General features: G+C 64.7%; 17 protein-coding genes, 1 other RNA gene, 1 pseudogene and 1 riboswitch. Of the genes and pseudogenes, 6 read left to right on the top strand and 13 right to left on the bottom strand.

The window, feature by feature from the left end:
- Positions 1-53 precede the first annotated feature (53 nt).
- A riboswitch (TPP riboswitch) is annotated at positions 54-155 on the bottom strand.
- 316 nt (positions 156-471) lie between these two features.
- The 9 genes from edd to MF134_RS14590 all read right to left on the bottom strand — a co-directional run bounded on the left by edd (position 472) and on the right by MF134_RS14590 (position 12,804).
- Positions 472-2,289 carry a phosphogluconate dehydratase gene (edd, locus tag MF134_RS14550; RefSeq protein WP_255340192.1) on the bottom strand — a complete coding sequence of 606 codons (1,818 nt, stop codon included), beginning with the start codon at positions 2,287-2,289 and terminating at the stop codon, positions 472-474.
- A gap of 32 nt (positions 2,290-2,321) precedes the next feature.
- Positions 2,322-3,026, bottom strand: a complete 705-nt coding sequence (gene pgl / locus MF134_RS14555; RefSeq protein ID WP_255340193.1) for a 6-phosphogluconolactonase — start codon at positions 3,024-3,026, stop codon at positions 2,322-2,324.
- Between the two features lie 49 nt (positions 3,027-3,075).
- Positions 3,076-4,560, bottom strand: a complete 1,485-nt coding sequence (gene zwf / locus MF134_RS14560) for a glucose-6-phosphate dehydrogenase (protein WP_255340194.1) — start codon at positions 4,558-4,560, stop codon at positions 3,076-3,078.
- Positions 4,561-4,742: 182 nt separating this feature from the next.
- Positions 4,743-7,373 carry an HWE histidine kinase domain-containing protein gene (locus MF134_RS14565; protein ID WP_255340195.1) on the bottom strand — a complete coding sequence of 877 codons (2,631 nt, stop codon included), beginning with the start codon at positions 7,371-7,373 and terminating at the stop codon, positions 4,743-4,745.
- Complete coding sequence (locus MF134_RS14570; protein ID WP_255340196.1) at positions 7,370-8,026, bottom strand: biliverdin-producing heme oxygenase; 657 nt, start codon at positions 8,024-8,026, stop codon at positions 7,370-7,372. Before MF134_RS14570 ends, MF134_RS14565 begins: the two co-directional genes overlap by 4 nt.
- Before the next feature lie 329 nt (positions 8,027-8,355).
- On the bottom strand, positions 8,356-9,642 hold the full coding sequence (locus MF134_RS14575) for an NAD(P)/FAD-dependent oxidoreductase (RefSeq protein WP_255340197.1): 1,287 nt from the start codon (positions 9,640-9,642) through the stop codon (positions 8,356-8,358).
- A gap of 2 nt (positions 9,643-9,644) precedes the next feature.
- Positions 9,645-11,075, bottom strand: coding sequence for a glutamine synthetase family protein (locus tag MF134_RS14580; protein ID WP_255340335.1), 1,431 nt, complete (start codon positions 11,073-11,075; stop codon positions 9,645-9,647).
- A 253-nt stretch (positions 11,076-11,328) separates the two neighbouring features.
- Positions 11,329-11,553: a ribosome modulation factor gene (locus MF134_RS14585; protein WP_255340198.1), complete on the bottom strand. Its 225-nt coding sequence runs from the start codon at positions 11,551-11,553 to the stop codon at positions 11,329-11,331.
- Between the two features lie 201 nt (positions 11,554-11,754).
- A complete protein-coding gene (locus MF134_RS14590; RefSeq protein ID WP_255340199.1) occupies positions 11,755-12,804 on the bottom strand; it encodes a threonine aldolase family protein in 1,050 nt (349 codons plus the stop codon).
- 582 nt (positions 12,805-13,386) lie between these two features.
- Between MF134_RS14590 and gltB the strand changes: the two are divergent.
- Together gltB and MF134_RS14600 are read left to right on the top strand one after the other, a co-directional pair.
- Positions 13,387-18,006 (top strand): annotated as a pseudogene (gltB, locus tag MF134_RS14595) (glutamate synthase large subunit); the annotation flags it as partial.
- Positions 18,007-18,190: 184 nt separating this feature from the next.
- On the top strand, positions 18,191-19,018 hold the full coding sequence (locus MF134_RS14600; protein ID WP_255340200.1) for a universal stress protein: 828 nt from the start codon (positions 18,191-18,193) through the stop codon (positions 19,016-19,018).
- Positions 19,019-19,119: 101 nt separating this feature from the next.
- On the opposite strand, the gene MF134_RS14605 is transcribed toward MF134_RS14600, so the two are convergent.
- Entirely contained in the window at positions 19,120-19,602 is a 483-nt protein-coding gene (locus MF134_RS14605; protein ID WP_255340201.1) for a Dps family protein, read from the bottom strand.
- A 290-nt stretch (positions 19,603-19,892) separates the two neighbouring features.
- Between MF134_RS14605 and MF134_RS14610 the strand changes: the two genes are divergently transcribed.
- Together MF134_RS14610 and MF134_RS14615 are read left to right on the top strand one after the other, a co-directional pair.
- Positions 19,893-21,092, top strand: coding sequence for an acyl-CoA dehydrogenase (locus MF134_RS14610; protein WP_255340202.1), 1,200 nt, complete (start codon positions 19,893-19,895; stop codon positions 21,090-21,092).
- A 2-nt stretch (positions 21,093-21,094) separates the two neighbouring features.
- Complete coding sequence (locus tag MF134_RS14615) at positions 21,095-22,246, top strand: CaiB/BaiF CoA transferase family protein (protein WP_255340203.1); 1,152 nt, start codon at positions 21,095-21,097, stop codon at positions 22,244-22,246.
- Between the two features lie 9 nt (positions 22,247-22,255).
- Here the strand turns inward: MF134_RS14615 and nudC are convergent, their stop codons facing one another.
- The gene (nudC, locus tag MF134_RS14620) at positions 22,256-23,176 is read right to left on the bottom strand and encodes an NAD(+) diphosphatase (RefSeq protein ID WP_255340204.1); all 921 of its coding nucleotides are present in this window, start codon (positions 23,174-23,176) and stop codon (positions 22,256-22,258) included.
- 69 nt (positions 23,177-23,245) lie between these two features.
- On the bottom strand, positions 23,246-23,659 hold the full coding sequence (locus MF134_RS14625; RefSeq protein WP_255340205.1) for an HIT domain-containing protein: 414 nt from the start codon (positions 23,657-23,659) through the stop codon (positions 23,246-23,248).
- 63 nt (positions 23,660-23,722) lie between these two features.
- On the opposite strand from MF134_RS14625, the gene ffs reads away from it, so the two are divergent.
- Positions 23,723-23,820, top strand: an RNA gene (gene ffs, locus MF134_RS14630) — signal recognition particle sRNA small type.
- 50 nt (positions 23,821-23,870) lie between these two features.
- Here ffs and MF134_RS14635 read toward each other — a convergent pair.
- Positions 23,871-25,010 (bottom strand): transporter substrate-binding domain-containing protein, encoded by a 1,140-nt coding sequence (locus tag MF134_RS14635; RefSeq protein WP_255340206.1) that lies wholly within the window; start codon positions 25,008-25,010, stop codon positions 23,871-23,873.
- Positions 25,011-25,421: 411 nt separating this feature from the next.
- On the opposite strand from MF134_RS14635, the gene MF134_RS14640 reads away from it, so the two are divergent.
- A complete protein-coding gene (locus tag MF134_RS14640; RefSeq protein WP_255340207.1) occupies positions 25,422-25,760 on the top strand; it encodes a P-II family nitrogen regulator in 339 nt (112 codons plus the stop codon).
- Positions 25,761-25,773: the final 13 nt, after the last annotated feature.

The following is a 25,773-nucleotide window of genomic DNA, read 5'->3' on the forward strand; positions in this document are numbered from 1 at the left end:
GGCGTTCGGCTTTCTTCGCGCCGACGGCGAAGATGCAAGCGTCACGAGCCCTGTCATGAACGCGCCCGCAATCCCTCCGCCGGCATGATCCGGATCAGGTTCGACGGGTTGGCTCTTCGCCTCTCAGCCAGTTTCAGGCACCCCGTGTGAGCTTTGCGGGAAAGGTAACTGCCGGGATTGCGATTGCAAGGGGCGATCAAAGCTTTGACCGGAAGGCGAAACCGACAGGGCTTCCTTCTGGCGCGAACAACAGGAATATTCACGCTATGACGGAGCTCTTGGAACACGCCATCGAGCGCATACGCGCATTGCCGCCTGAGATTTAGGACGACTTTGCCCGCGTCCTTTTGCAGCTCGCAGGCAAGGGCGAGGCTGTCTACCAGCTCTCGCCCGAGGAAGAGGCGAGCTCGCGACGGACGAGCAGATCGCGGCTGTCTTCTCGAAAGACGGCTGGATGACGCGGTCTCCCTCCTAGAACACGCTCGCGCCATGCTCCGCATCGCCCACCGCCAGGCGGAAGGGGGCGAAGAGTTCGCGCCCCAAGCCGAACTCGTTGTGCGACAGGTCGGGCGAGGCTGGCGTGCGCGCCTTGAGCGTCGCGTCATCGACGAGCACTTCCAGGGTTCCTGTCTCGCCGTCGAGACGGATCATGTCGCCTTCCTCGATCAGCGCAATGGTGCCGCCATTCTTCGCCTCAGGCGTCACATGGATCGCCGCAGGCACCTTGCCGGAGGCCCCCGACATTCGCCCGTCGGTCACGAGCGCGACCTTGTGGCCGCGATCCTGCAACACGCCGAGAAGCGGCGTCAGCTTGTGAAGTTCCGGCATGCCGTTGGATTTCGGGCCCTGGAAGCGCACGACGGCGATGAAATCCTGGTCGAGTTCGCCGGCGTCGAAGGCGACCTTGAGTTCGTTCTGATCGTGGAAGATCTTGGCAGGCGCCTCCACCACCCGGCGCTCGGGCTTCACGGCCGAGACCTTGATCACCGCCTTGCCGAGATTGCCCTTCAGCATTCTGAGGCCGCCATTCGAGGAGAAGGGCTTGTCGCCGGTGGTGAGCACCTTCGGATCGCCGCTCTCGCGCGGCGCGTCGTGACGGACCACCTGCTCGCCATCGGCCGACAGCTTCGCCTCGACGGCATAGGCCCTGAGGCCGCGGCCCCAGGCGGTGCGCACGTCTTCATGCAACAGACCGCGGTCGAGAAGCTCGCGGATCAAAAAGCCCATGCCGCCCGCGGCCTGGAAATGGTTCACGTCGGCCAGCCCGTTCGGATAGACGCGGGCGAGCAGCGGCGTGATGTCGGAGAGATCCGAGATATCCTGCCAGGTGAGCTGGATGCCTGCGGCAGCTGCCATCGCGACCAGATGCATGGTGTGGTTGGTCGAGCCGCCGGTGGCGTGCAGGCCGACGACGCCGTTGACCACCGCGCGCTCGTCCACGACCAGGCCGGCAGGGGTGTATTCGTTGCCCAGCGCGGTGATCGAGAGCGCGCGCTTGGCGGCTTCCTTGGTCAGCGCATCGCGCAAGGGCGTGTTGGGGTTGATGAAGGAGGAGCCCGGCGTGTGGAGGCCCATGATCTCCATCAGCATCTGGTTGGAATTGGCCGTGCCGTAGAAGGTGCAGGTGCCCGGGCCGTGATAGGAGGCGGATTCGGCCTTCAGAAGCTCGTCGCGGCCGATCTTGCCCTCGGCATAGAGCTGGCGGATGCGGCTTTTCTCGTCGTTGGGCAGTCCGGAGGTCATCGGCCCGGCCGGCACGAAGATCGCCGGCAGATGGCCGAAGGTGAGCGCCGCGATGGTGAGGCCCGGCACGATCTTGTCGCAGACGCCGAGATAGACGGCGGCGTCGAACATGTCGTGGGAGAGGCCGACCGCCGTCGCCATGGCGATGACGTCGCGGGAGAATAGCGACATCTCCATGCCGGTCTGGCCCTGGGTGACGCCGTCGCACATGGCCGGAACGCCCGAGGCCACCTGCGCCGTGCCGCCGACTTCGCGGGCTGCGTCCCGGATCAGTTCGGGAAAGCGCTCGAAAGGCTGATGCGCCGAGAGCATGTCGTTATAGGCTGTGATGATGCCGAGATTGGGCGTCTGGTCGCCCATCAGCCGATCCTTGTCGACCGGGCCGCAGGCGGCGAAGCCGTGGGCGAGGTTGCCGCATGTCAGCGTCGAGCGCTTCGGCCCCTCCGCGCCCTTGGCGCGGATGCGGGCGAGATAAGGCTCGCGCGTCGGCGCAGAGCGCTCACGGATGCGGTCGGTGATCTCTTCGATGCGGCGATCAGCGGTCATGCTTCGATCCCTTCATGGGAAGTAGCGGGGGCCTAGGGCGCCCAGAAGATGTTCAGCGGCTCTTGGCGGGTTGCACGCAGGACGGCGCGGACCGGCATGTCCTCGACCGGACCCTCGGCGCTCGCCGCCTCATAGGTACTGAGCTTGTCCTCGCCTTCGATATGGAGTGCCAGCAGCCGCGCGTCCACGATCATCGGCAGGGTGAGCGTCACGCGGGGCTCGGGTGACGTCTCCGGGCGCACGATGCCGACGGGGGCGTGCGGATCGCGGGTCAGACAGTCCCCAAGGCCCGGCGCGTTCGGAAACCAGGAAGCCGTGTGGCCATCGGTCCCCATGCCAAGAATGACGGCATCGAAACGGCGACCGAGACGCTGGAAGCGATCGGTCAACTCGTCGAAGACCTCCTCCGGCTCGTCGCTTCCCATGTAAAAGGGTTCGAAATGCGCCGCTGCTGCGGGGCCTTGCAGCAAGTGGCGGCGCAGGAGACCGGCATTGGAGCGCTCGTGCTCTTCCGGCACCCAGCGCTCATCCACGAGAACGACAGTCACGTCCGCCCAGTCGATCTCGGCCTTCGACAGCCGTTCGAAGAAGCGCTTCGGCGTCGAGCCGCCGGAAACCGCCAGGGTCGCGACGCCGCGTGTGGCGATCGCCCCCGCCAGCACGGCCGCGACGCCTGCGGCCAGAGCTTCGGCGAGCGCCTCGCGGCTCTCGTAGCGATGAAGAACAGGTTCCGCCATGGGGCCTCGCTTCGTCTCTTGCCGCTCGCCGGGCGGCCCTTCGCAACGATCAGTCCGGCTCGTGCCAGGTGCGGCCGTCGCGTTCGATCAGGGCAATCGAGGACGACGGTCCCCAGGTGCCTGCGGTATAGCCTTGTGACTTCACGGCCTTCTCGTCCCAGGCCTTGAGGATCGGGTCGATCCAGTCCCAGGCGGCCTCCACCTCGTCGCGACGCATGAACAGGGTCTGGTTACCGCGGATCACGTCCATCAGCAGCCGCTCATAGGCGTCCGGATTGCGGACCATGAAGGACTCGGCAAAGGTCATGTCGAGGGGCACGTGCTTCAGTCGCATTCCGCCGGGGCCGGGATCCTTGATCATCAGCCACTGCTTCATGCCCTCGTCGGGCTGGAGGCGCAGGACGAGCTGGTTCTGTGTTACCTTGCCCGCGCCGGCCACGTCCTCGAAGATGTTGTGGGGGATCGGCCGAAAGGTGACGACGATCTCCGACATGCGCTGGGAAAGACGCTTGCCCGTGCGCAGATAGAAGGGCACGCCGGCCCAGCGCCAGTTGGCGATCTCCGCCTTGATCGCGACGAAGGTCTCCGTGTCGCTTTCGCCGTCGCCGAGATCGTCGAGATAGCTTTTCACCGCACTGCCATTGGAGGCACCGGCCTTGTACTGGCCACGCACGGTGCGGCTTTCGACATTCGACGCGTCGATGGTCTTGAGCGCACGCAGGACCTTCAGCTTCTCGTCACGCAGCGCGTCGGCGTTCATTGCCGAAGGCGGCTCCAGCGCGACGAGACACAGGAGCTGAACGATGTGGTTCTGCACCATGTCGCGTAGCGCGCCAGCCTTGTCGTAATAGCCGGCGCGGCCCTCCAGGCCGACGGATTCGGCGACCGTGATCTGCACATGGTCGACATGGGTCGAATTCCACACGGGCTCGTAGAGCGCATTGGCAAAGCGCAGCGCCATCAGGTTCTGCACCGTCTCCTTGCCGAGATAATGGTCGATGCGGAAGATCTGATGCTCGCGGAAATGCCGGCCGATGGTCAGATTCAGCGCCTTGGCCGATTCCAGATCGCGGCCCACCGGCTTTTCGACCACGAGCCGGCTGTGCTCGTTGGCAAGACCCTTCTGGCTGATATTGTAGGCGATCGGTGCGAACAGCGATGGGCCGACGGCGAGGTAGAAGGCGCGAATGCGCTCCTGTCCGGCTTCGTCGAGAAGGGTGAGCAGTTCGTCCCAGCCGCGATCGGCCTGGGCGTCGATCGAGCGATAGTGGAGCCGGCCCAGGAAGCGTTCCAGGGAGACCTCGTGAATGTCCTCCTGGCGGACATGCTTGGTCAGGGCCTCGCGCGCGAAATTGCGATATTCGTCGTCGGTCAGCTCGCTTCGCGAGGCGCCGATGATCCGGGCCTCTTCGGGAATCTGGCCGTCATGGTCGCGGTGATAGAGCGCCGGCAGGAGCTTGCGCTCGGCGAGGTCGCCACTGCCGCCGAAGACGACGTAGTCGAACGGTTCGACTGGAATGATCTGGCTGGACATCGCTCATTTCCCTGGAGCCCGATTTGCGCGCTTCGACCCGCGGCTCTGGAGCGTCAATGCTTCCCTTCGAGCGCGCCCAAGCAGTCTCACGTGCACTGTCACGACAGGCCCTAGTATAATCGATTGAAACTTTCCAGTCCCGGGCAATTTTGTGCAATGCACCCAATGCGGCGTGCCGCCTGTCAGGCCGGATTGTGGGCCCCGGCAAGTGCCCGCAGGAGAGCCGCGAGAAGCTGATCCGGCGCGAAGGGCTTCTTGATCGCCTCGGCCTTGGCACCCGCCTCGGGGGGCAGGTCGAGCTTCTCGCCGTAACCGGTGACGAAGACGAAGGGAATGTTCTTCGCCTTGAGCGGTTCGATCAGGGCAAAGCTCGTTTCGCTGCCGAGATTGACGTCCAGAAGCGCAACGTCGATCGTTTCGGATTCGACAATCTTCAGAGCTTCCGAGACGTTCATCGCCGTGAAGACCTGGCTGGCGCCGTTGTCGACCAGCATCTGCTCGGCATCGAGCGAGATGATCATGTTGTCCTCGACGATCAGGCCGGATTTGCCGGCCAGGCCCGGTGTCACACCATTCGTTGCGTAGGTGGCATCGACATTGTTCACGGGTGCGGCCTCGTCTGACGATTCGCTGCTGCCTTCCTCCATCTTGAAGACCGAGGGTGGCAGCAGAAAGCGGGCGCGAAGCCCGGAGAGATGGTAATCGACCTGGGACTCGCCCCCCAGATCGTGCGGGATGGAGCGCTCGATGATCGTCGAGCCGAAGCCGCGCCGCGTGGGAGACTGGACGGGTGGCCCGTCGCTCTCGACCCAGCGGATTTCGCAGCTGTCGTCGACGTCGAGCGACCATTCGACCCGTACGCTTCCGCGCGAGTCGGAGAGGGCGCCGTATTTCGCCGAATTGGTCACCATTTCGTGGAAGACGAGCGCCAGCGTCGAGAATGCGTTCGCCTCGATCAGGACATGCGGCCCTCGCAGGTGCACACGGCTGATCTTGTTGCCGATATAGGCCTCGACTTCGGTCTGGATGATCGAATGCAGGCTCTGCGGCTGGTAGTGATCGTTGGTGATCTGATCGTGAGCGCGCGCAAGCGCCTGGATGCGTCCGCCGATGATCTTGGAGAAATCGTCGACGGTTCTCGCCCCGGCACGGCTCTGCACCACCAGCGCCCGCATCAGGCTGAGCACGTTGCGAACCCGGTGGTTGAGCTCGGCGATCAGCAGTTCCTGGCGCTGGGCCGCGAGTTGCTGCTGGCGCTCGGCCTCCTCGTTGAAGCGCAGGAGCACTTCGAGGATCGCCACGCGCAGCGCCTCGGCCGCTTTCTTCTCCGTGGCGGTCCAGGGCTGGCTCTTGCCCCGCACCGTCTCCTGCCACGCCTCGAAGCTTTTGCGCGGCGTCAGGCGCGGGCCGTTTGGTCCGTATTCCACGGGCTTGTTGTCCGGCCGGCCGGCCCACGTCACATCCTGGATGATCTCCCGGCGGAAGAACAGGAGATAGTCCCGCGGCGAGCGCGAGATCGGGATCGCCAGAACGCCGGCGGCACGATCGACGAAGGCTTCGGCCGCCGGATAGATCGTCGACAGTTCGTCAGATGCGTAGACCCGGCTTGCCGCGGCGCGGTTCAGGAAACGGGTCAGGCCTGGCAGATCGTCGGGGAAGGGACACTGGCCGACGGTCCGCACCACATCCTTTGCCCAGATCGCAAAACCGTCGCAGGGGATCAGCTTGCGAAAATCGTCGGCGAAGTCGATCAGCTCTTCCATGCTGGGGGAGGTGGACATCAGCCGGCCCACCACTTCGTCGTGGAGATTGCGTGCGGCCTCTTCGGCCTCTCGCATCTCCTTCGACAGCCGCCCCTCGAAGACCAGCGAGATCATCTGGCCGAAGAGTTCCATCGTGTTGCGCATGTTCATCGACAGATGGCGCGGCTGATAGTGATGGAGCGCGAAGAGGCCCCACAGCTTGTCGTCGACGATGATCGAGATCGAGAAGGAGGCGGAGACCCCCATGTTCTTCAGATATTCGATATGGATCGGCGAGACGGCCCTGAGGACCGAAAGCGAGAGATCCAGCGTCTCGCCATGGGGGTCGGTGTCCGGAACGACGTCGACATCCTCGGCGTCGACATTGGCGATGATGCGGATCCGGTTGCGACGATAGAGTTCGCGCGCCTGACGCGGAATGTCGGTCGCCGGATAGTTCAGGCCGAGAAACGGTTCGAGACCGCGATTGAGCGCTTCCGCCGCGACCTGACCGGCACCGCTGTCGGCGAATTTGTAGAGCATCACCCGGTCGAAGCCGGTGATGGCCCGCAACTGCCTCACGCATTCATTGTAGATCGCCGGCATGGAGTCGCAGCGCTGGATGCGTGCGACCATGGCCTTGACCAGGGCCCCCGGATTGCCTGCATCATCGATATCGTCGGCCGACGGCTCGCATTCGATGACGATCGATTCGTTCGAGATGTGGACCGCCATGTCGAACAGGCGACCATCGCCGAGGAAATCGATGCCGAAGACCCGCTCCGAACCCTCATTGGAGGACAGGAGCTGGAGCCGGCCGCGCAGGGCGTGGAGCGTCTGGCGCGGCAAGAGTTCGGCGAGGGGGCAGCCGAGGATTTCGTCGGGACTGCGCCCCAACGTGTCGCCGATATTCGTCGAGACATGCTGGACGATCCAATCCATCGAGACCGCGATGAGAAAGCCGAAGCGCTGGATGCGTCCGAGCTTGTGGATCGGTTCGCGATCGCAATTGGAAAGATCGACCTGAAATCCGGGACGGCCCTTGGCCGGGGTGTTGACGGTCTCGCTCATCGCCGGCCTCGCACCCGGTCCTTCCGGCCATCGACTGCGCAGAGCGCATCTTCGAACACGGCGAAGGTCGCTTCGGCTGCATGCGCCGCTCTGGTGGACGTGGCTTCGCCGGCATCCAGAGCGGACAGCATTGCCTCGCGGTCGTCTTTCGTCTCGCCTGCAAAGGCAGCCTCGAGAAACAGCGCCGATCGATCGGCGCCGGAACCGAGAATCCCGGCCCTGGAGAGCTTGCGATGAATGAAACGTGCGCCAGCCTTCGATCCGTCGAGCACATAGGCGATCCCGGCCAATTCCGGTGCTTCGTAACGCTCCAGCGCGAAACGGGGCGGCCGAGCCGGCTCCAGCTCCATGGCCGTCATGTCGGCCTCCAGACGCCCCAGGCCAGCCGAGACGTCGCGATCGAGCTCCCCTGAATCGCCAAGGCCAGCCTGTGCCATCGCATTCCTCAGGGCCCGATAGGCCGCGTGGTTCATGCGGACGAACCGATGATAAAGGTCGTGCGTCGGCCTTTCGGCAAAGCCGGAAAAATGCGCGTCGAGGACGGCATGCTGCTCCGCCGTGTGCGCGCGCAGCAGACTCCTGAGCGAGACGTCGCGCGGGATGGTGCGCAAGCTCGGTCCGGTCACGCTGTCGAAAGGGGCAAGATCATTCATTGGCGTGTGAAATGCATTTGATTTGATGGGCTTGCAAGAGGCGGGACGGTCTCGGCATTGCCCGGCGAAGTGTCGGGAATGTGGGTTGCTATCTGATTTTTCTGCCTAATCCGGCCGCTCTCTGGATCTGTATGCAGGGGAAAAAAATCTGGCAGCCTCAACGAGGCGTGACGCACGCGATTTCTCCCGATGAAAAGCCAGAGATGCGAAAGAAACGGCCCCCGGTAAGAAGCGATCCCAAAAAATCCTGCGCTTAAGGCAGATTGATATATGGCTGGCTAACTAATGGCGTGGCCTTGCTCAAGGCACTGCCCGAACTTGCCTGCAATTCAGAACCGATCGCGCAGGGAGAACCACGTCATTGCGAGGAAAAGAAGCGGTGCGCGCATGCGTCGGCCGCCCGGAAAGGCGGGGATCTTCAACGCCTCGAATTCGGCCAGACGGTCGCGGTTGCCGGCGACGCGTTCTGCATAGAGCCGTCCGGCGAAATTGGCGAGCATCACGCCATGGCCGGAAAAGCCGCCGATCGTGGTGATGCCGGGCTCCAGCGTCCGCACGAAGGGCAGGCGTTCCATGGTGATGCCGACGGAGCCGCCCCAGGCATGGGTGATGCGGATGTCCCTGAGATGCGGATAAATTTCCGTGATCTGCTTGGAAATATGGCGGCTGATGTCGCCGGCGGCCGATGTGTAGGCCTCGCGTCCGCCGAACAGGAGACGTCCGTCGACGCTCTTGCGGAAGTAGCGGACGACGAAGCGCGAGTCGTCGCAGGCCTCGCCACCGGGCAGAACGCTGGTTGAGTCTCCAAGCGGTTCCGTCGCGCCGATGAAGGAGTTGATCGGCATGACATGGGCGTCGATCGCCCGGTCGAGCCCCGGGCCATAGGCGTTGACCGCGTAAAGGACCCGCTCGGCGGAAATCCGGCCATGCCCGGTCTCGGCGACGATACGGCCCTTCGTCCGCTTCGGCGCCCCGATGCGGGTTTCCTCGAAGAGTTTCGCCCCGCTGGCTGCGGCGAGCCGTGCCGTGCCGACCACGAGCTTCAGCGGATTGACGTGGCCGGTCCCGGTATCGCGGATGCCGCCGAAGAAACGGGTCGAGCCGAGCCGTTCGGCGGTCTCGTCCGCCTCCATGTAGCTGACATGCGTGTAGCCATAACGGGTGTGGAGCGTCTCCACCTGCTCTCGGTATTCGTCGAGATAGCTCTGTTTATGGGCAATCGAGAGTTGGCCGTGCCGAAGATCGACGTCGAGATCGTTGGCAGCGATGAAGTCGAACAGATGCGCCTTGGCTTCTTCTGCGAGATCGAACAGAGCCTTGGAGCGCTCGAAGCCATAGGCTTCCTCGATTTCGCCGGGCCAGAGGCGCTGGCCGGTGCCCATCTGGCCACCATTGCGGCCGGACGCCCCGTCGCCGAAGCGATGCGCCTCGACCACCGCGACGTCGACGCCGGCCCGGGCAAGGTGCAGCGCCGCCGACAGGCCGGTGAAACCACCGCCGACGATCAGGACGTCGACCGTAAGATCACCGTCGAGACGCGGATAGCGCGGCCGCTCTACCGTCTCCTCGTACCAGGAGCGACCGGGCGCGATTGGGTTCTGATAGGGCGCCGCCATGGTCAGACCTGCAACAGCAGGAATTCCCGTTCCCAGGGGCTGATCACCTGCATGAAGGTTTCGTGCTCGCCGCGTTTCACGCCGGCATAGGTGGCGACGAACTCGCGCGAGAACACCTCCCGGAAGTGATCCTCGCCTTCGAAGGCGGCCACCGCTTCCAAGAGCCCGCGCGGCAGTTCGATCTCGCCGTCCTCGTTGACCGTCTGGTCGGTGGGGTCATCCGGCTGAATCGCCTCGACCATGCCGAGATAGCCGCAGGCGAGCGAAGCGGCGATGGCGAGATAGGGGTTGGCGTCGGACGAGGGCAGGCGGTTTTCCACCCGGCGCCCAGCCGGGTCGGAGGTGGGGACCCGGAAGGCCGTCGTCCGGTTGTCAAACCCCCATGCGCGGTTGGTGGGCGCGCCCATCCCATAGGTGAGCCGGCGGTAAGAATTGACATAGGGCGCCATCATGATCAGCGCGGACGGCACGTAACGCTGCATGCCGCCGAGGAAGTGGTAGAACAGCTCCGAGGCCGTCCCGTCCTCGTTGGAGAAGATGTTCTGGCCCGTGCGCGCATCGACCACCGACTGGTGGATGTGCATGGCCGAACCCGGCTGGCCCTGAATCGGCTTGGCCATGAAGGTGGCGTAGATGTCCTGGCCGAGCGCCGCCTCGCGGATGGTGCGCTTGAACATGAAGACCTGGTCGGCGAGTTCCAAGGGGTCGCCATGGCGCAGATTGATCTCGAGCTGGGCAGCACCCTCCTCGTGGATCAGCGTGTCGATCTCGAGCCCTTGCGCATCGGAGAAGTCGTAGATGTCGTCGATCAGCTCGTCGAATTCGTTGACGCCACCGATGGAATAGGACTGGCCGGACTGGATCTGTCGGCCGGACCGACCGATCGGCGGAACCAGCGGATAGTCCGGATCGACATTGCGGGAGACGAGATAGAACTCGATCTCGGGCGCCACCACGGGCTTCCAGCCGCGGTTCTCGTAGAGCGCCATCACCCGTCTCAGGACGTTGCGCGGCGTGTAGCCGACGGCCGCGCCCGCCTGATCCACCAGATCGCAGATCACCTGGGCGGTCGGATCGTTCTCCCACGGAACCAGCGACAGGGTCGAAAGGTCCGGCACGAGCTTGAGATCACCGTCATTGGGCGAATAGCGGAAATCGCCGCTCTCCTCCGGGTATTCGCCGGAGATCGTGTGCATGAAGAGCGCCGAGGGCAAAGCGAGCGAGGTGTTGGCAACGAATTTCTTCGCCGGCATCATCTTGCCGCGCGCCACGCCCGCCAGGTCTGGCGTAATGCACTCCAGATCGTCGATTCCCCGCAGCGCCAGCCATTCGCGGGCCTCCTCCATGGAGCGCACGCCGCGCTTCGATTCGAGAAAGGCACGGGTCTCTTCGGCGGAGAGCTTGAGATGCGCCAGATCGCGCTTGACCGGCATCGGCGCGCCCTTGATGGCGCTCGCCTCGTTGCCGGAAGCGCGGCGACGCGAATCGATCCGTTCGGGCGTGCGGGGCCGCGAGGATTTCGGTTTGTCGGTGCTGGACATGAACGCCTGTCTGAGAAGCCCGGGTTCGGGGAGACGGGCTCAGAATAGACGTTCGACAGGGCCGATGGAAGGCGGGGTCGACTTGAAACGAATCCGGCGCGGCCCTTTCGGGTCGCGCCGTCCGTCGTGCCACATGGGCGATCCGTCAGGATTCGTGAGCTGCCGGCTTGTCGAGATGGGCGGCGCGGCGGGCATCGCCCATCATACCGGGATGGGACGTGCCCGGGCCGCCGGGCGCGGCGTTCTGCGCCTCATGCCATCCGGCCATCCACTGTTCGCGCAATGGCGAGCCGACCGGATATTTGCAGGACGACATGGGATGGTTGTGATGAAAGGCATCGCGGCCTTGTCTGGTGGCGTCCGTAACCATGGTTTTCTCCCCTTATCTGGCGCCGTTTTCGGCTTATCGTTGACTTGACCAGGGGTTCGGGGCTCGTTCATTCCGGCGTGCATACGACGAATGTCGGTCAGTGACAGGCCGGTCGCCTCGGTCGAACCCTGGACAAGAGAAACCGACGAGCCCGGACGTCTGTTCCATGACGATCGTCGCTTCAACCGGACCGTCCGCAGATCAGCGCAGCAGCTCCGAAAACCGCTCCACCTCCGCCTCGCTGGTCGACCAACTCGTGACCAGACGCGCGAGCATCTCGCCTTCGCCGACGAGATCCGGCATCGAATGGGGTGCGTTCCATTCGTAGAACTCGGCGCCTTCGGCCCGCAGCCGTGCGGCAGTATCGGTCGACAGGACCGCGAAGACCTCGTTGGAATGGGTCTCCCAGGCCTGGCGCGAGCCGGCACCGGCGTCGAGGGCGGCGCGGAGGTGATCGGCCATCCGGTTGGCGTGGCCGGCCATGTCGAGCCACAGTCCGCCCTCGAAATAGGCCATGAACTGGGCGGCAACGAAGCGCGTCTTGGAGAAGAGCTGGGCGCCGCGCTTGCGGATATAGGGAAACTGAGTCGCCTTGGCCGGATCGAACACCACGATGGCCTCGGCGCACCAGCAGCCATTCTTGGTGCCGCCGAAGGAGAGGATATCGACGCCGCGCTTCCAGGTCATCTCGGCCGGGCTGAGGCCCGTGGCGACGAGGCCGTTGGCAAAGCGCGCGCCGTCCATGTGAAGCGTCAGGTCGCGGTCATGGGCGATGGTCGCGATCGTCTCGATCTCCTCGGCGCTGTAGAGCGTGCCGGCCTCGCCGGGCTGGCTGATCGAGACTGCCATGGGCTGTCCGGCATGGACGAAATCCGGCTTGAAGCGGGCGATCTCACGCTTGAGGTTCCGCGGGTCGATCAGCCCGTTCGGTCCGTCGACCGGGGCCATGCGCGCGCCATGGGTGAAGAATTCCGGCGCACCGCATTCGTCCTCGATGACATGCGCCTCGCGGTGGCACATGACGACGCCGCCGGGCCGGTTGACCGCGGCGAAGGAAAGGGAGTTCGCTGCGGTGCCGGTGCCGACGAAGAAGACGGCCACCTCTCGCTCGAAGATCTCGTCGAAGCGCTTTTCCACCGCCTTGTCGAGGTCGCTGGTTCCATAGGCGCGGGCCATGCCGTCGCCATGTTTCGCGATGGCCGCGTTGATTGCCGGGTGAGCGCCGGACCAGTTGTCGGAAGCAAAGATCATCGCCGACGCCTATACTGCGCTGCAATCTGGAGCAAGATGGGCGGCCTGGCGATCGGTGGCATCGGGAAATCGCAACCTGCGCGGTCTTCTCCGGACGTCGGTGTTTTGCCGTGCTGTCGTGGTCTCGAGTCAGTTCGGGCGGTGCATTATCGCGGGAGAACCGTCGAAATACGCTGGTCGCGAGCCGTTTGAGGCGGCGGCTTGCAGCGAAAGCCGAGTTCTGCCATATTGCCTCGGATAGGACAGTAATGCTGCCATAAAATAGGCTGGTGGACCCCAGAGCGCCTAACGGCGCCAAAAAGCCTGCGGGCCACGTTCTATCCTGACAGGGACGGCCGTGTCATAAGGCCGGCTTGACGAAACCGATGCCTGGACATCGAATGCGCGCCCGAGACGATATCCGGGCCGCAGGCGGTGGGCCGGGCTGGACTTCGCGTCCGTTGGGGCGGCGCGACGACGGGAGATGAGGCGATGACCATGATGACGCCCAAGAAGACGCCAATGAGCGGCGAGGCCATCGACACCAAGATCACCGAGCTGGGCGGCGACCCGCGCGCGGCGGCGCTGCGCGGTGAACGGGTCGGTCTCTACGATCCCCGCAACGAGCGCGACGCCTGCGGTGTCGGCTTCATCGCCCACATGAAGAACGTGAAGTCTCACTCGATCGTCCAGAAGGGCATCGAGATCGTCGAGAACCTCACCCATCGCGGTGCGGTGGGCGCCGATCCCCTGATGGGCGACGGCGCCGGCATGCTGCTGCAGATCCCGCATCGGCTCTTCGTCGAGGAAATGGCTGCGCAGGGCGTGACGCTTCCCGAGCCAGGGCACTACGGCGTCGGCCACGTGTTCCTGCCGCAGGATGCCGAGCGTCGCCGCCAGGTCGAGGCCGTCTTCGAGGAGGTCGTGCGGGAAGAAGGCCAGTCCGTTCTCGGTTGGCGCGACGTGCCGGTGACCAATGAATCGCTTTCCAAGGCGCCCGAGATCGTCGCGACCGAGCCGGTCCACCGCCAGATCTTCATCGGCCGCTCGCCTTCGATCACCAGCGACGACGAGTTCGAGCGCCGCCTCTATATCCTGCGCAAGGTGGTCTCGGGCCGGATCTATCAGGAGTCCAAGAAGGAAGACACCGAGTTCTACGTGGTCTCGCTGTCCTCGCGGACGATCGTCTACAAGGGCATGTTCCTGTCCTACCAGCTCGGCGCCTACTACAAGGACCTGAAGGACGAGCGCTTCGAGACCGCTCTCGCCCTCGTCCATCAGCGCTTTTCGACCAATACCTTCCCGTCCTGGAAGCTCGCCCATCCCTACCGGATGGTCGCCCATAACGGCGAGATCAACACGCTGCGCGGCAACGTCAACTGGATGGCCGCCCGCCAGGCTTCGGTCGATTCCGAACTCTTCGGCAACGACATCTCCAAGCTCTGGCCAATCTCCTACGAAGGTCAGTCGGACACCGCCTGCTTCGACAACGCGCTCGAATTCCTCGTCCAGGGCGGTTATTCGCTGACCCATGCGATGATGATGCTGATCCCCGAAGCCTGGGCCGGCAACAAGCAGATGGCCAAGGACACCCAGGCCTTCTACGAGTATCACGCCGCGCTGATGGAGCCCTGGGACGGGCCGGCGGCCGTCGCCTTCACCGACGGCCGGCAGATCGGTGCGACGCTGGACCGCAACGGCCTTCGCCCGGCGCGCTACATCGTCACCGACGACGATCTGGTGATCATGGCCTCCGAGGCCGGTACGCTTGCCGTCGAGGAGGAGCGCATCGTCAAGAAGTGGCGGCTGCAGCCGGGCCGCATGCTGCTGATCGACCTCGAAAAGGGCCGGATCATCGATGATGGCGAGATCAAGCACGAGATCGCCGGCGCCAACCCCTATCGCGACTGGCTGAAGAACACCCAGATCATTCTGGAGGAGCTGAAGCCCGTGGCGCCCCGCGCCTCGCGCTCCGACGTCTCGCTTCTGGATCGCCAGCAGGCCTTTGGCTATTCGATCGAGGACACCCGCACGCTGATGGCGCCGATGGCGACCACCGGCCAGGAGGCGATCGGCTCCATGGGCACCGACACGCCGATCTCGGCGATGTCGAAGAAGTCGAAGCTGCTCTACACCTATTTCAAGCAGAACTTCGCCCAGGTCACGAACCCGCCCATCGATCCGATCCGCGAAGAGCTGGTGATGAGCCTCGTCTCCTTCATCGGGCCGCGGCCGAACATCTTCGATCTGGAGGGCTCCTCGCGCAAGAAGCGGCTCGAGGTGCGCCAGCCGATCCTGACCAATGGCGATCTCGAAAAGATCCGCAATATCGGCCACACCGAGGACCGCTTCGACACCAAGACCATCGACATGACCTATCCGGCCGAGCAGGGCTCCGCCGGCATGGTGGGCGCGCTCGAACGGCTTTGCGAGCGGGCCGAGGCGGCGGTCGTCGGCGGCTACAACATCATCATCCTGTCGGACCGCCAGGTCGGACCGGACCGGGTGCCGATTCCGGCACTGCTGGCCTGCGCGGCCGTCCATCATCACCTGATCCGCAAGGGTCTGAGGACCGCTGCCGGCCTCGTCGTCGAGTCGGGCGAGCCGCGCGAGGTGCATCATTTCGCCTGCCTCGCCGGCTACGGCGCCGAGGCGATCAACCCCTATCTTGCCTTCGACACGCTGCTCGAAATGCACAAGAAGGGCGAGTTCCCGCCCGAGGTCGATCCCAACGAGGTGGTGACCCGCTACATCAAGTCGATCGGCAAGGGCATCCTCAAGGTCATGTCCAAGATGGGCATCTCGACCTACCAGTCCTATTGCGGCGCCCAGATCTTCGACATCGTCGGTTTGAAGTCTGACTTCGTGCAGCACTATTTCACCGGCACGGCGACCACGATCGAGGGCGTCGGCCTGGAAGAGGTCGCGCGCGAAAGCGTCGAGCGGCACCTGCGGGCCTTCTCCGACGATCCGGTGCTGAAGCGGTCGCTCGAAGTCGGCGGCGAATATGTCTACCGCATGCGCGGCGAGAGCCACATGTGGTCGCCCGATGCTGTCGCGACGCTGCAGCACGCCGTGCGCACGGGATCGTACGAGAAGTACGAAGACTACGCGAAGATGGTCAACGAGGCCTCGGTGGAGACCTCCACCATTCGTGGCCTCTTCCGCATCAAGTCGGCCGAGGAGGCCGGCCGCGCTCCGATTTCGATCGATGAGGTCGAGCCGGCCAAGGAGATCGTCAAGCGCTTCTGCACCGGCGCCATGTCCTTCGGCTCGATCTCGCGTGAAGCTCACACCACGCTCGCCCGCGCCATGAACCAGATCGGCGGCAAGTCGAACACGGGCGAGGGCGGCGAGGAATCCGACCGCTTCCTGCCACTGCGCGACGGCTCGCCGAACCCCGAGCGCTCGGCGATCAAGCAGATCGCCTCCGGCCGTTTCGGCGTGACGACGGAATATCTCGTTAATGCCGACATGCTGCAGATCAAGGTCGCGCAGGGCGCCAAGCCCGGCGAGGGCGGGCAGTTGCCCGGTCACAAGGTGGACGCGACCATCGCCAAGACCCGGCATTCGACGCCGGGTGTCGGCCTGATCTCGCCGCCGCCGCACCACGACATCTATTCGATCGAGGATCTGGCGCAGCTGATCTACGATCTGAAAAACGTCAACTCGGCGGCCGACATCTCGGTCAAGCTCGTCTCGGAAGTCGGCTGTGGCACGGTCGCCGCCGGCGTCGCCAAGGCGCGTGCCGATCACATCATCATCGCCGGCTATGACGGCGGCACCGGCGCCTCGCCGCTGACCTCGATAAAGCATGCCGGTTCGCCGTGGGAAATGGGCCTCGCCGAGACCCAGCAGACGCTGGTGCTCAACGGCCTGCGCTCGCGGGTCTGCCTGCAGGTCGACGGCGGCCTCAGAACCGGTCGGGACGTGATCATCGGGGCGCTTCTGGGGGCCGACGAGTTCGGCTTCTCGACCGCGCCGCTGATCGCCGCCGGCTGCATCATGATGAGGAAGTGTCACCTCAACACCTGTCCGGTGGGCGTCGCCACACAGGATCCGGTGCTGCGCAAGCGCTTCAAGGGCGCGCCGGAGCATGTGATCAACTACTTCTTCTATGTCGCGGAAGAGGTGCGCCAGATCATGGCGTCCCTCGGCGTGAAGCATCTGGCCGAACTGATCGGCCAGTCCCAGCTTCTCGACAAGAAGGAGATGATCGACCACTGGAAGGCCAAGGGCCTCGACTTCACCGGCGTCTTCTTCAAGCCGCAGGGCGAGCCGGAGCAGCTTCGCTGGACCGAGCGCCAGAAGCATCCGATCGACGACATTCTCGACCGCAAGCTGATCGCCGAAGCCGAGCCGGCCCTGACGGCGCGCCAGGCCGTGACGATCGAGACCAAGATCATCAATGTCGATCGGTCGACGGGGGCGATGCTGTCCGGCGAACTTGCCAAGCGCTTCGGCCTCAAGGGCCTGCGCGACGACACGATCACGGTGAAGCTCGACGGCACGGCCGGCCAGAGCTTCGGCGCCTTCCTTGCGCGCGGCATCACCTTCGAACTGACCGGCGAAGGCAATGACTATGTCGGCAAGGGGCTTTCCGGCGGCAAGCTGATCGTCAAGCCGAAGCCGCAGGCGAAAATCGTGCCGGAGGAGTCGATCATCGTCGGCAACACCGTGCTCTACGGGGCGATTTCGGGTGAGTGCTATTTCCGGGGCGTCGCCGGCGAGCGCTTCGCCGTGCGCAATTCCGGTGCGATCGCGGTCGTCGAAGGCGTCGGTGACCATGGCTGCGAATACATGACCGGCGGTGTCGTCGTCATCCTCGGCCAGACGGGTCGCAACTTCGCGGCCGGCATGTCCGGCGGCGTCGCCTATGTCTATGACGAACTCGGCGACTTCGCCGAGCGCTGCAACATGGCGATGGTCGATCTGGAGCCGGTGCCGGAGGAGGACGACCTTCTGGAAAAGCTCCACCACCATGGCGGCGACCTCCAGCACAAGGGCCGGGTCGACGTCTCCTCCGACATGACGCGCCATGACGACGAGCGGCTGTTCCAGCTGATCTCGAACCATTTCCACTACACGGGCTCCACCCGCGCCAGGGAGATGCTCGACAATTGGGAGAGCTACCGACCGCGCTTCGTGAAGGTCATGCCGGTCGAGTACCGGCGCGCGCTCCGCGAGATGGAGAAGATGCGCATGGGCGTCGCGGCGGAGTAGGGCAGGCGGCCTTTTTGCAGCAGCGATCGAATTCATCGGCGGCGGTCCTCAGGGCCGCCGCCTTTGCGCTTCCTGGCGCTTGCCGTTTGACGCAAGTCAAGGAGCCGAGTGCACCTTCCGGTTAGGAAGCTCTTCGAGAAGTCGATCCATCTCGTGATCGGCCGCCATGGACGGGAGCTCAGCCATGTACAAGACGATTCTGGTCTGTCTCGACAATCTCGAGCGGATCGACGGCATTCTCGATCTCGCTTTGCCGCTCGCCGAGCGGCACGAGGCGCATCTGGTCGGGCTTCACGTCACGCCGAGCGTCTTCGTCAATCTCGCGACCGAGGTCTCCGTCACCTATCTGGAGGAAACCAAGCGCGCCTTGCGCAAGACGGCCGATGCGGTGCGCGATCGCTTCAAGCAGCGTGTGGACGCGGCCGGCCTCTCGGCGGAATGGCGGGTGGAGGAGCCGGTCGACGCCAATTACGCCCGTGCCGTTACCCGCCATGCTCTCTGCGCCGATCTGATCGTCGCCGGCCAGCCGCATACGTCGGAGTGGAACGGTGGGGCGCTGGTGACCGACGTTCTGATCGAGACCGGGCGGCCGCTTCTGTTCGTGCCCTATGCCGGCCGGTTCACCGACGTCGCGCGGCGGGTGATGATCGCCTGGAACGGCACACGCGAAGCCGCACGGGCGGCGTTCGACGCGATCCCGCTGATTGCTCAGGCCGAGGAGGTGCGCATTCTGGCGGTCGACCCGCACCGGCTGCCGGCCAAGGCGGGGCTCGCCCCGGCCGACGATCTGGCGCTGGTGCTCGCCCGCCATGGCGCGAAGATCGAGGCGGCGGTCTCCTATAGCGGCGAGATCTCGGTGGGCGACGACCTCCTGTCGAGCCTTTCCGATGCCGGATCGGACCTTCTGGTGATGGGCTGCTACGGCCATTCGCGTATTCGCGAAATGCTGTTCGGCGGCGTGACCCGTCACATCCTCCAGCACATGACCGTGCCGGTGTTCATGTCGCGCTGAAACACCGCGCAGAAAACAGTTCGGCCGCCGCGAGGCCTTGGGCATCGCGGCGGCCGAATGATTCATGCCAGCATGGAACCGACTGGCTGGCGAAAACCGGCTCAGCCGGCCGAGTTCTTGAGATGGGCGCGCAGCATCCAGGCGAACTTGTCGTGGGCCTCGATTCGGGCGGTGGCCATGTCGTTGGTGGCGTAGTCGCCATGCTGGTCGGCGACTTCGGCCAGCGCCGAGAGCGTCGAGGACAGCGTCTCCTGATCCTTCATCAGGACCTCGATCATCGTCTTGGCGTCGGTCTTGCCGTCGTGCTCGGTGATGGCCGAGCGCTCCAGGAAGACGCTCATCCGGCCTTCGGCATGCTCGTCCATCGCCTTGATGCGCTCGGCGAGGAAGTCCTGACCCTCGAAATGATCCTCGTAGATCTTCTGGAACAGGTCGTGCAGCGGGCCGAAGGCCATGCCGGTGACGTTCCAGTGGAAGTTCTGCGCCTTCAGGGTCTCGACTGCCGTCTCGGCCAGAGCCTGGGTCAGCCCCTCGACGATCTCCTGCTTGGCGGTGGGCTCCATCTTGGCGGCGACGAGGGCCATGGCGTTTCTCCTTCTTGAATTTTCTGTTTGGAGCGGTTCCAAACTGTCTCGGAGCCTTATTTAGAGTCATTCTAAATTGAGTTCAAGCGGCTTTGGCAGGCGCGGGAAAATTTTGGAATGACACCGGTTGCGAGGCCCGAGGGACGGACCGGATCAACCGTCGCGATCGGCCGCAAAGGGCCCGTCTCCCGGCAACCAGGAGCCCGCATGCTCCGGTTGATTTGCATCCTTGCCCGATCTGCCCGAAGACAGGATCGAAGCATCATTGTCGAATCGAAGGAGCCAGCCGGATGTCGGCGAGCGCACACAAGGGTCAGGCGTTTTCGTGGTCCGACCCGTTTCTCCTGGACGAACAGCTCACCGAAGACGAGCGGATGATCCGCGATGCCGCGGCGGCCTTTGCCGCCGACCGGCTGCTGCCGCGGGTGGAGAAGGCCTATCTGGAAGAGCGCGTCGAGCCGGAGATCTTCAAGGAGATGGGCGAGGCCGGTCTGCTCGGCGTGACCCTGCCGGAAGAGTATGGCGGGGCCGCCGCCTCCTATGTCGCCTATGGCCTCGTCGCCCGCGAGGTGGAGCGCGTCGATTCCGGCTATCGCTCGATGATGTCGGTGCAGTCCTCGCTGGTGATGTTCCCGATCTACGCCTATGGCAGCGAGGAGCAGAAGGCGACCTATCTGCCGAAGCTGGCAAGCGGCGAGTTCATCGGCTGTTTCGGGCTTACCGAGCCGGATGCGGGCTCCGATCCCGCCGGGATGAAGACGCGGGCCGAGAAGATCGACGGCGGTTATCGCCTGTCGGGCGCCAAGATGTGGATTTCCAATTCGCCGATTGCCGACGTCTTCGTCGTCTGGGCGAAATCGGCGGCCCATGACGGCAAGGTGCGCGGCTTCATCCTGGAGAAGGGCATGAAGGGCCTGTCGGCGCCGAAGATCGAGGGCAAGCTGAGCCTGCGCGCCTCCGTCACCGGCGAGATCGTCATGGATGGCGTCGAGGTGCCGGAATCGGCACTTCTGCCGAACGTCTCGGGCATGAGCGGGCCGTTCGGCTGTCTCAACCGGGCACGCTACGGCATTTCCTGGGGCACGATGGGCGCGGCCGAGGACTGCTGGTTCCGCGCCCGCGCCTATGGCCTGGAGCGCAAGCAGTTCGATCGCCCGCTCGCCGCGACCCAGCTCTTCCAGAAGAAGCTCGCCGACATGCAGACCGAGATCGCGCTTGGGCTCCAGGGCTCGCTCCGGGTGGGGCGGCTGATGGACGAGGGCCGCTTCGCGCCGGAGATGATCTCGCTGGTCAAGCGCAACAATTGCGGCAAGGCGCTCGATATCGCGCGCCAGGCCCGCGACATGCACGGCGGCAACGGCATCATGGCCGAGTATCACGTCATGCGCCACGCCCAGAACCTCGAGACCGTCAACACCTATGAGGGTACCCACGACGTCCACGCGCTGATCCTCGGCAAGGCGCAGACCGGCCTGCAGGCCTTCTTCTGAGAATGAGCGGTGCGCCGCATCGGGGTCTTCGGGTCGTCGAACTCGCCCGCATCCTCGCCGGCCCATGGATCGGCCAGACGCTCGCCGATCTCGGCGCCGAGGTGATCAAGGTCGAGGCCCCGGAGGGTGATGACACCCGCCGCTGGGGCCCACCCTTCATCGAGCGGCCGCGGGGTGACGGCGGTTCGGAAACCGTCTCGGCCTATTTCCACGCCGCCAACCGCGGCAAGACGTCGGTCGCCTGCGATTTCTCTGATCCAAAGGACCGCGCCCGGCTGCAGGATCTCATCGCCGAAGCCGATATCGTCATCGAGAACTTCAAGGTCGGTGGCCTCGCCAAGTTCGGCCTCGACTACGAGACCCTGGCCGCGCGCAATCCGCGCCTGATCTATGTCTCGGTCACGGGTTTCGGCCAGGACGGGCCGCGGGCGGCCCAGCCGGGCTACGATTTCCTGATCCAGGGGATGTGCGGGATCATGGATCTCACCGGCGATCCCGAGGGCGAACCGCAGAAGGTGGGCGTCGCCTGGATCGACATCTTCACCGGGCTCTACGGCGTCATCGCCGTGCAGGCAGCGCTGGCCGAGCGCGAGCGCTCAGGGAAGGGGCAGCGGATCGATCTCTCGCTTCTCGACTGCGGCGTCGCGGTGCTTGCCAATCAGGCCACCAACCATCTGCTCGGTGGTATGGTGCCCCATCGCCTCGGCAACGCCCATCCGAACATCGTGCCCTATCAGGTCTTCCCGGCCTCGGACGGCCATCTCATCATCGCCTGCGGCAATGACCGGCAGTTCGCCGCGCTCTGCCGGGTTCTGGCGCTGGATGGTCTCGCCGAAAATCCCGACTACGGCACCAATCCGGCACGGGTCGCCAACCGTGACACCCTCTGCCCGATGATCGCGGCCGCGACGGAGCGGCGGAGCCGCGCGGATCTGATCGGCGCGATGGAGGCGGCGGGCGTGCCGGCGGGATCGATCAACACCGTGGCGGAAGCGTTGGCCGAGCCGCAGATCGAGGCACGCGGCCTCAAGATCGCGCCCGAGGGCATCGCCGGCCTGCGCACGCCGATCCGGTTTTCGCGGAGTCCTCTGACGACTGAGCGCGCCGGCCCGGCGCTTGGAACCGGGGACTGGAGCTTCAAACCGCGGAACTGACCCGCAGGATCAGACCCCGTCGACGAACGCCTTGATCAGATGATGGGCGATGGCGAAGGGTTTGGGAACCGACAGCCCATCGGGATGCTGAGCCGCGAACATCGCGGCCACCTCGTCGCGGTCGAACCAGCGGCAGGCCTCCAATTCGCGGTCGTCGAAGACGATCTCGGCGGATTTGGCCAGAGCCATGCAGCCGATCATCAGATTGCCGGGAAACGGCCAGGGCTGCGAGGCCAGAAATCGGACGGGCCCGACTTCGAGCCCCGCTTCCTCGAGGGTTTCGCGCCTCACGGCGTCTTCCAGCGTTTCGCCCGGCTCGACGAAACCAGCCAGACACGACCAGAATTTCTCCGGAAAGCGCGGCTGCCGCCCAAGCACGCAGCGTCCCTTGCCGTCATGGACGAGCATGATCGTCACCGGATCGATCCGCGGAAAGACGACATTGTCGCAAGCCGTGCATTCGCGCCGGTAGCCGGCGGCTTCCGAGCGGGTTTTCGCGCCGCAGACGCCGCAGAACTGATGCTTGGCATGCCAGGTGACGAGATGGGCGGCTTGGGCGAGTTGGCCTTCGGTGTCGGGATCGAAGCGGCCTTCCATGCCGATCGCGCGTAGATCCATGGCGGCCAGGCCGGCGCCGTAGTCGTCGCGCGGGGCGATCGCTGCGGCCAGCACCGGCGCGTTCGTCGCCTCATAGCCGAGGAGGATGCTTTCGGAGAGATCGGCCCCCAGCGCTTCGGCCCGATCCGCCGCGAACCGCGCCTCCAACTGGTCGCCGTCGGTCGCCACCAGGAAGCGGCCGCCGGCGGCGAGATAGAACCGTGCCTGCGGGTCGGCGATCGCGAGGCCCAAGCTCTCCGAGGTTCTCAGCTCGCCGTCGCGTCGCAGCCGGTTTCCGGAAAAACCGGTGTGGCGGCTCATTTCCTCAAGCATGGTCCGTCCTTTTTTCGAAAGTCATCGAATTCGCCCACCTGAAGAGGTGCAGCCTTCGATGTCGTCATCTCATGCCTTGAGGATCGTGCGAGCGAAGCGCTCGCAGGTCTCGGTGAGTTCGTCCGTCCCGTAGGGTTCGGCGGTCCCGTGCCCCCAGATCGGGCCCGGCCAGTTGGCATCGCCCGGGTTCCGGGCCACCACATGGACATGCAGCATCGAGACGACATTGCCGAGCGCTGCGACATTGATCTTGACCGCTCCGGTTTCCGCCTTCAGCGCCTCGGCGACCAGATTGGTCTCGAAAGTCAGCATGGTCTGGTCGAGAGGGGTGAGTTCGAAGATCTCGCTCAAATCGTTTCGTTGCGGCACGAGGATCAGCCAGGGCCAGCGCCGGTCGTTCATCAGCCGCAGGGTGCACAGGCCGAGCGTTCCGATCGCGCCGGTATCGGCGGCAAGCCGCGGGTCGAGTTCGAAACGGCGCATGGCGTCAAGTCTCCCTTTTGCACGGGTTGCATTTAGAAGCATGATCGACGATATGGAGGGCCGGGAGGTTGGTGGTGGACGAGCCACTCGCCAACCGGGTCAGGTCCGGAAGGAAGCAGCCCTAACGAGCTATGGCACGGGTCGCCGTGCCAGCCTCCCACCCTTCGCCCGCCGGCATCGACGGACCTCTCGTCCGGGCCGCGGGCCGGCGTCATTCTTCCGCGCCAAGCTCCCCGAAGACCACGTCGCCATAAGCTTCGCTCTCGATGATCTCGAGAAGCGCGCGGTTGATTCCTTCGCGATACGGGCTGCCGGGCGGGAGCGCGATGCCGTAGTCCTGCCGGCCATAGGTGCCGGGGAGGACGTCGAGCGTCGTGCCATGTTCTTCATTCACCAGATATTGCAGAAGCGGCTTGTCGTAGACGAAGGCGCCGATCGCGCCCCGTTCCAGCGCGTCCAGACCATCGGCCACCGAATCGAAGCCCTCGAAGCCGACACGCCGCGAGATGAGCCAGTTCTCGCTGGAAGTGCCGGGGACGGAGCCGACCACGACGCTCGAAAGATCCTCCGGATTTTCGACCCGCTCCGACAGCCGCTCGCTGGTGAGCGCGGAGGCGATCATGCCCGTAAAGGTCGAGATGATCAGGATCGCGCCGAACATCCAGACGAGCGCGATTAGCCGGCCGGCCACCGTTCGCGGCGCCTTGTCGCCATAGCCGACCGTCGTCATCGTCACGGCCGCGAACCAGAACCCGGAGCCGAGCCCCTTCAGGAACGAGCCGCCGAACTCCTCGCGGTTGCGATGGCGCTCGGCCAGGCAGAAGAAGAAGCCGATCACGCCGAGAAGCGCGGCCAGCGCCGCTACCGCCTGGAAGAAGCTCCAGGTGAAGATGCGGCCGAGAAGCCCAAGCCAGCCGGCAGCCTCGCGCTGAACCGCGATGCCGAAGCCGGTCGTGTAGAAGGGATGACTGAAGTCGACCACGGCCTCGCGCTCGGGCGTGATGGTGAGAGCGGCGATGCTGGCATCGAAGCGGCCGTCGGCGACACCCGCCACCATGTCGGCAAGGCTCGCCTCCTCAAAGCGTGTCTCGATTCCGAGATCGGCGGCGATCGCATTCCAGAGCCAGATCGAGATGCCTGACCATTCGCCGTCTTGCTCCTGCATGGCGAAGGGTGGCGCGACCCGTGTCGCGACGATGAAGGGTTGAGGTGCAGCGGCAGTGCCGGTGGCATCTCCGCTCGTCTGTGCCGTGCTCTCCGGCGGCGCGAACAGGCCGATTGCGAGGGCGAAAATCGAGAAGGCGAGGATCCGGTCGATCAGGCCCGACCGGCGGCGCGAAGGCTGGTGCATCGCCTGGACGGTAGGCGCAAGAGACGGACTTTCAATTTGCCCCGGCCCGCGCCGGATGCGCGCACCCCCCTTGCCGCTATCCCGCAGTCGGGCTCCCGATTTCATGGATGTGGGACGGCAAGGCTTGCTCTCGCAGTGCGAAGCGGTGGTTGCATAGCGCTCGTAATCTGACCTCGAAACAGGCATTTGAACACATCTTGTGCAAATTGCCTGCGCAATTTTCAGCCCTTCAACCCGATCATCGTTTGCCGCACGGACGATTCACCGTGCTTTTACCGCATCTCTCGGGGGCGATGACCAGTTTGGCACGCGCCTTGAATCTAGGGGGTCGTACCGTGAGGGCATTTGTCCAGGGCGGGGAGTGGCTCAACACGGCGTCGAAGACGATGCCGCCCAAGGTTCGAGGTGAACATGAAAATCGTGATGGCGATCATCAAGCCATTCAAGCTGGACGAGGTGCGTGAAGCGCTGACCGGCATTGGAATCCAGGGTCTGACCGTCACCGAGGTCAAAGGCTACGGCCGGCAGAAGGGCCACACGGAGATCTACCGCGGCACCGAATATGCCGTGAGCTTTCTGCCGAAGCTCAAGATCGAGGTCGCCGTGCCGATGGACATGGTCGATCGCGCGGTCGACGCGATCCAGCAGGCGGCCAAGACCGGCCAGATCGGCGACGGCAAGATCTTTGTCTTCGGAATCGATCAGGCCGTCCGGATCCGTACCGGCGAAACCGACGCGAACGCACTTTGATAGGGATCTGACC

It is taken from the genome of Jiella marina, assembly GCF_024359545.1.
In the GTDB taxonomy this organism is placed as follows: domain Bacteria; phylum Pseudomonadota; class Alphaproteobacteria; order Rhizobiales; family Rhizobiaceae; genus Jiella.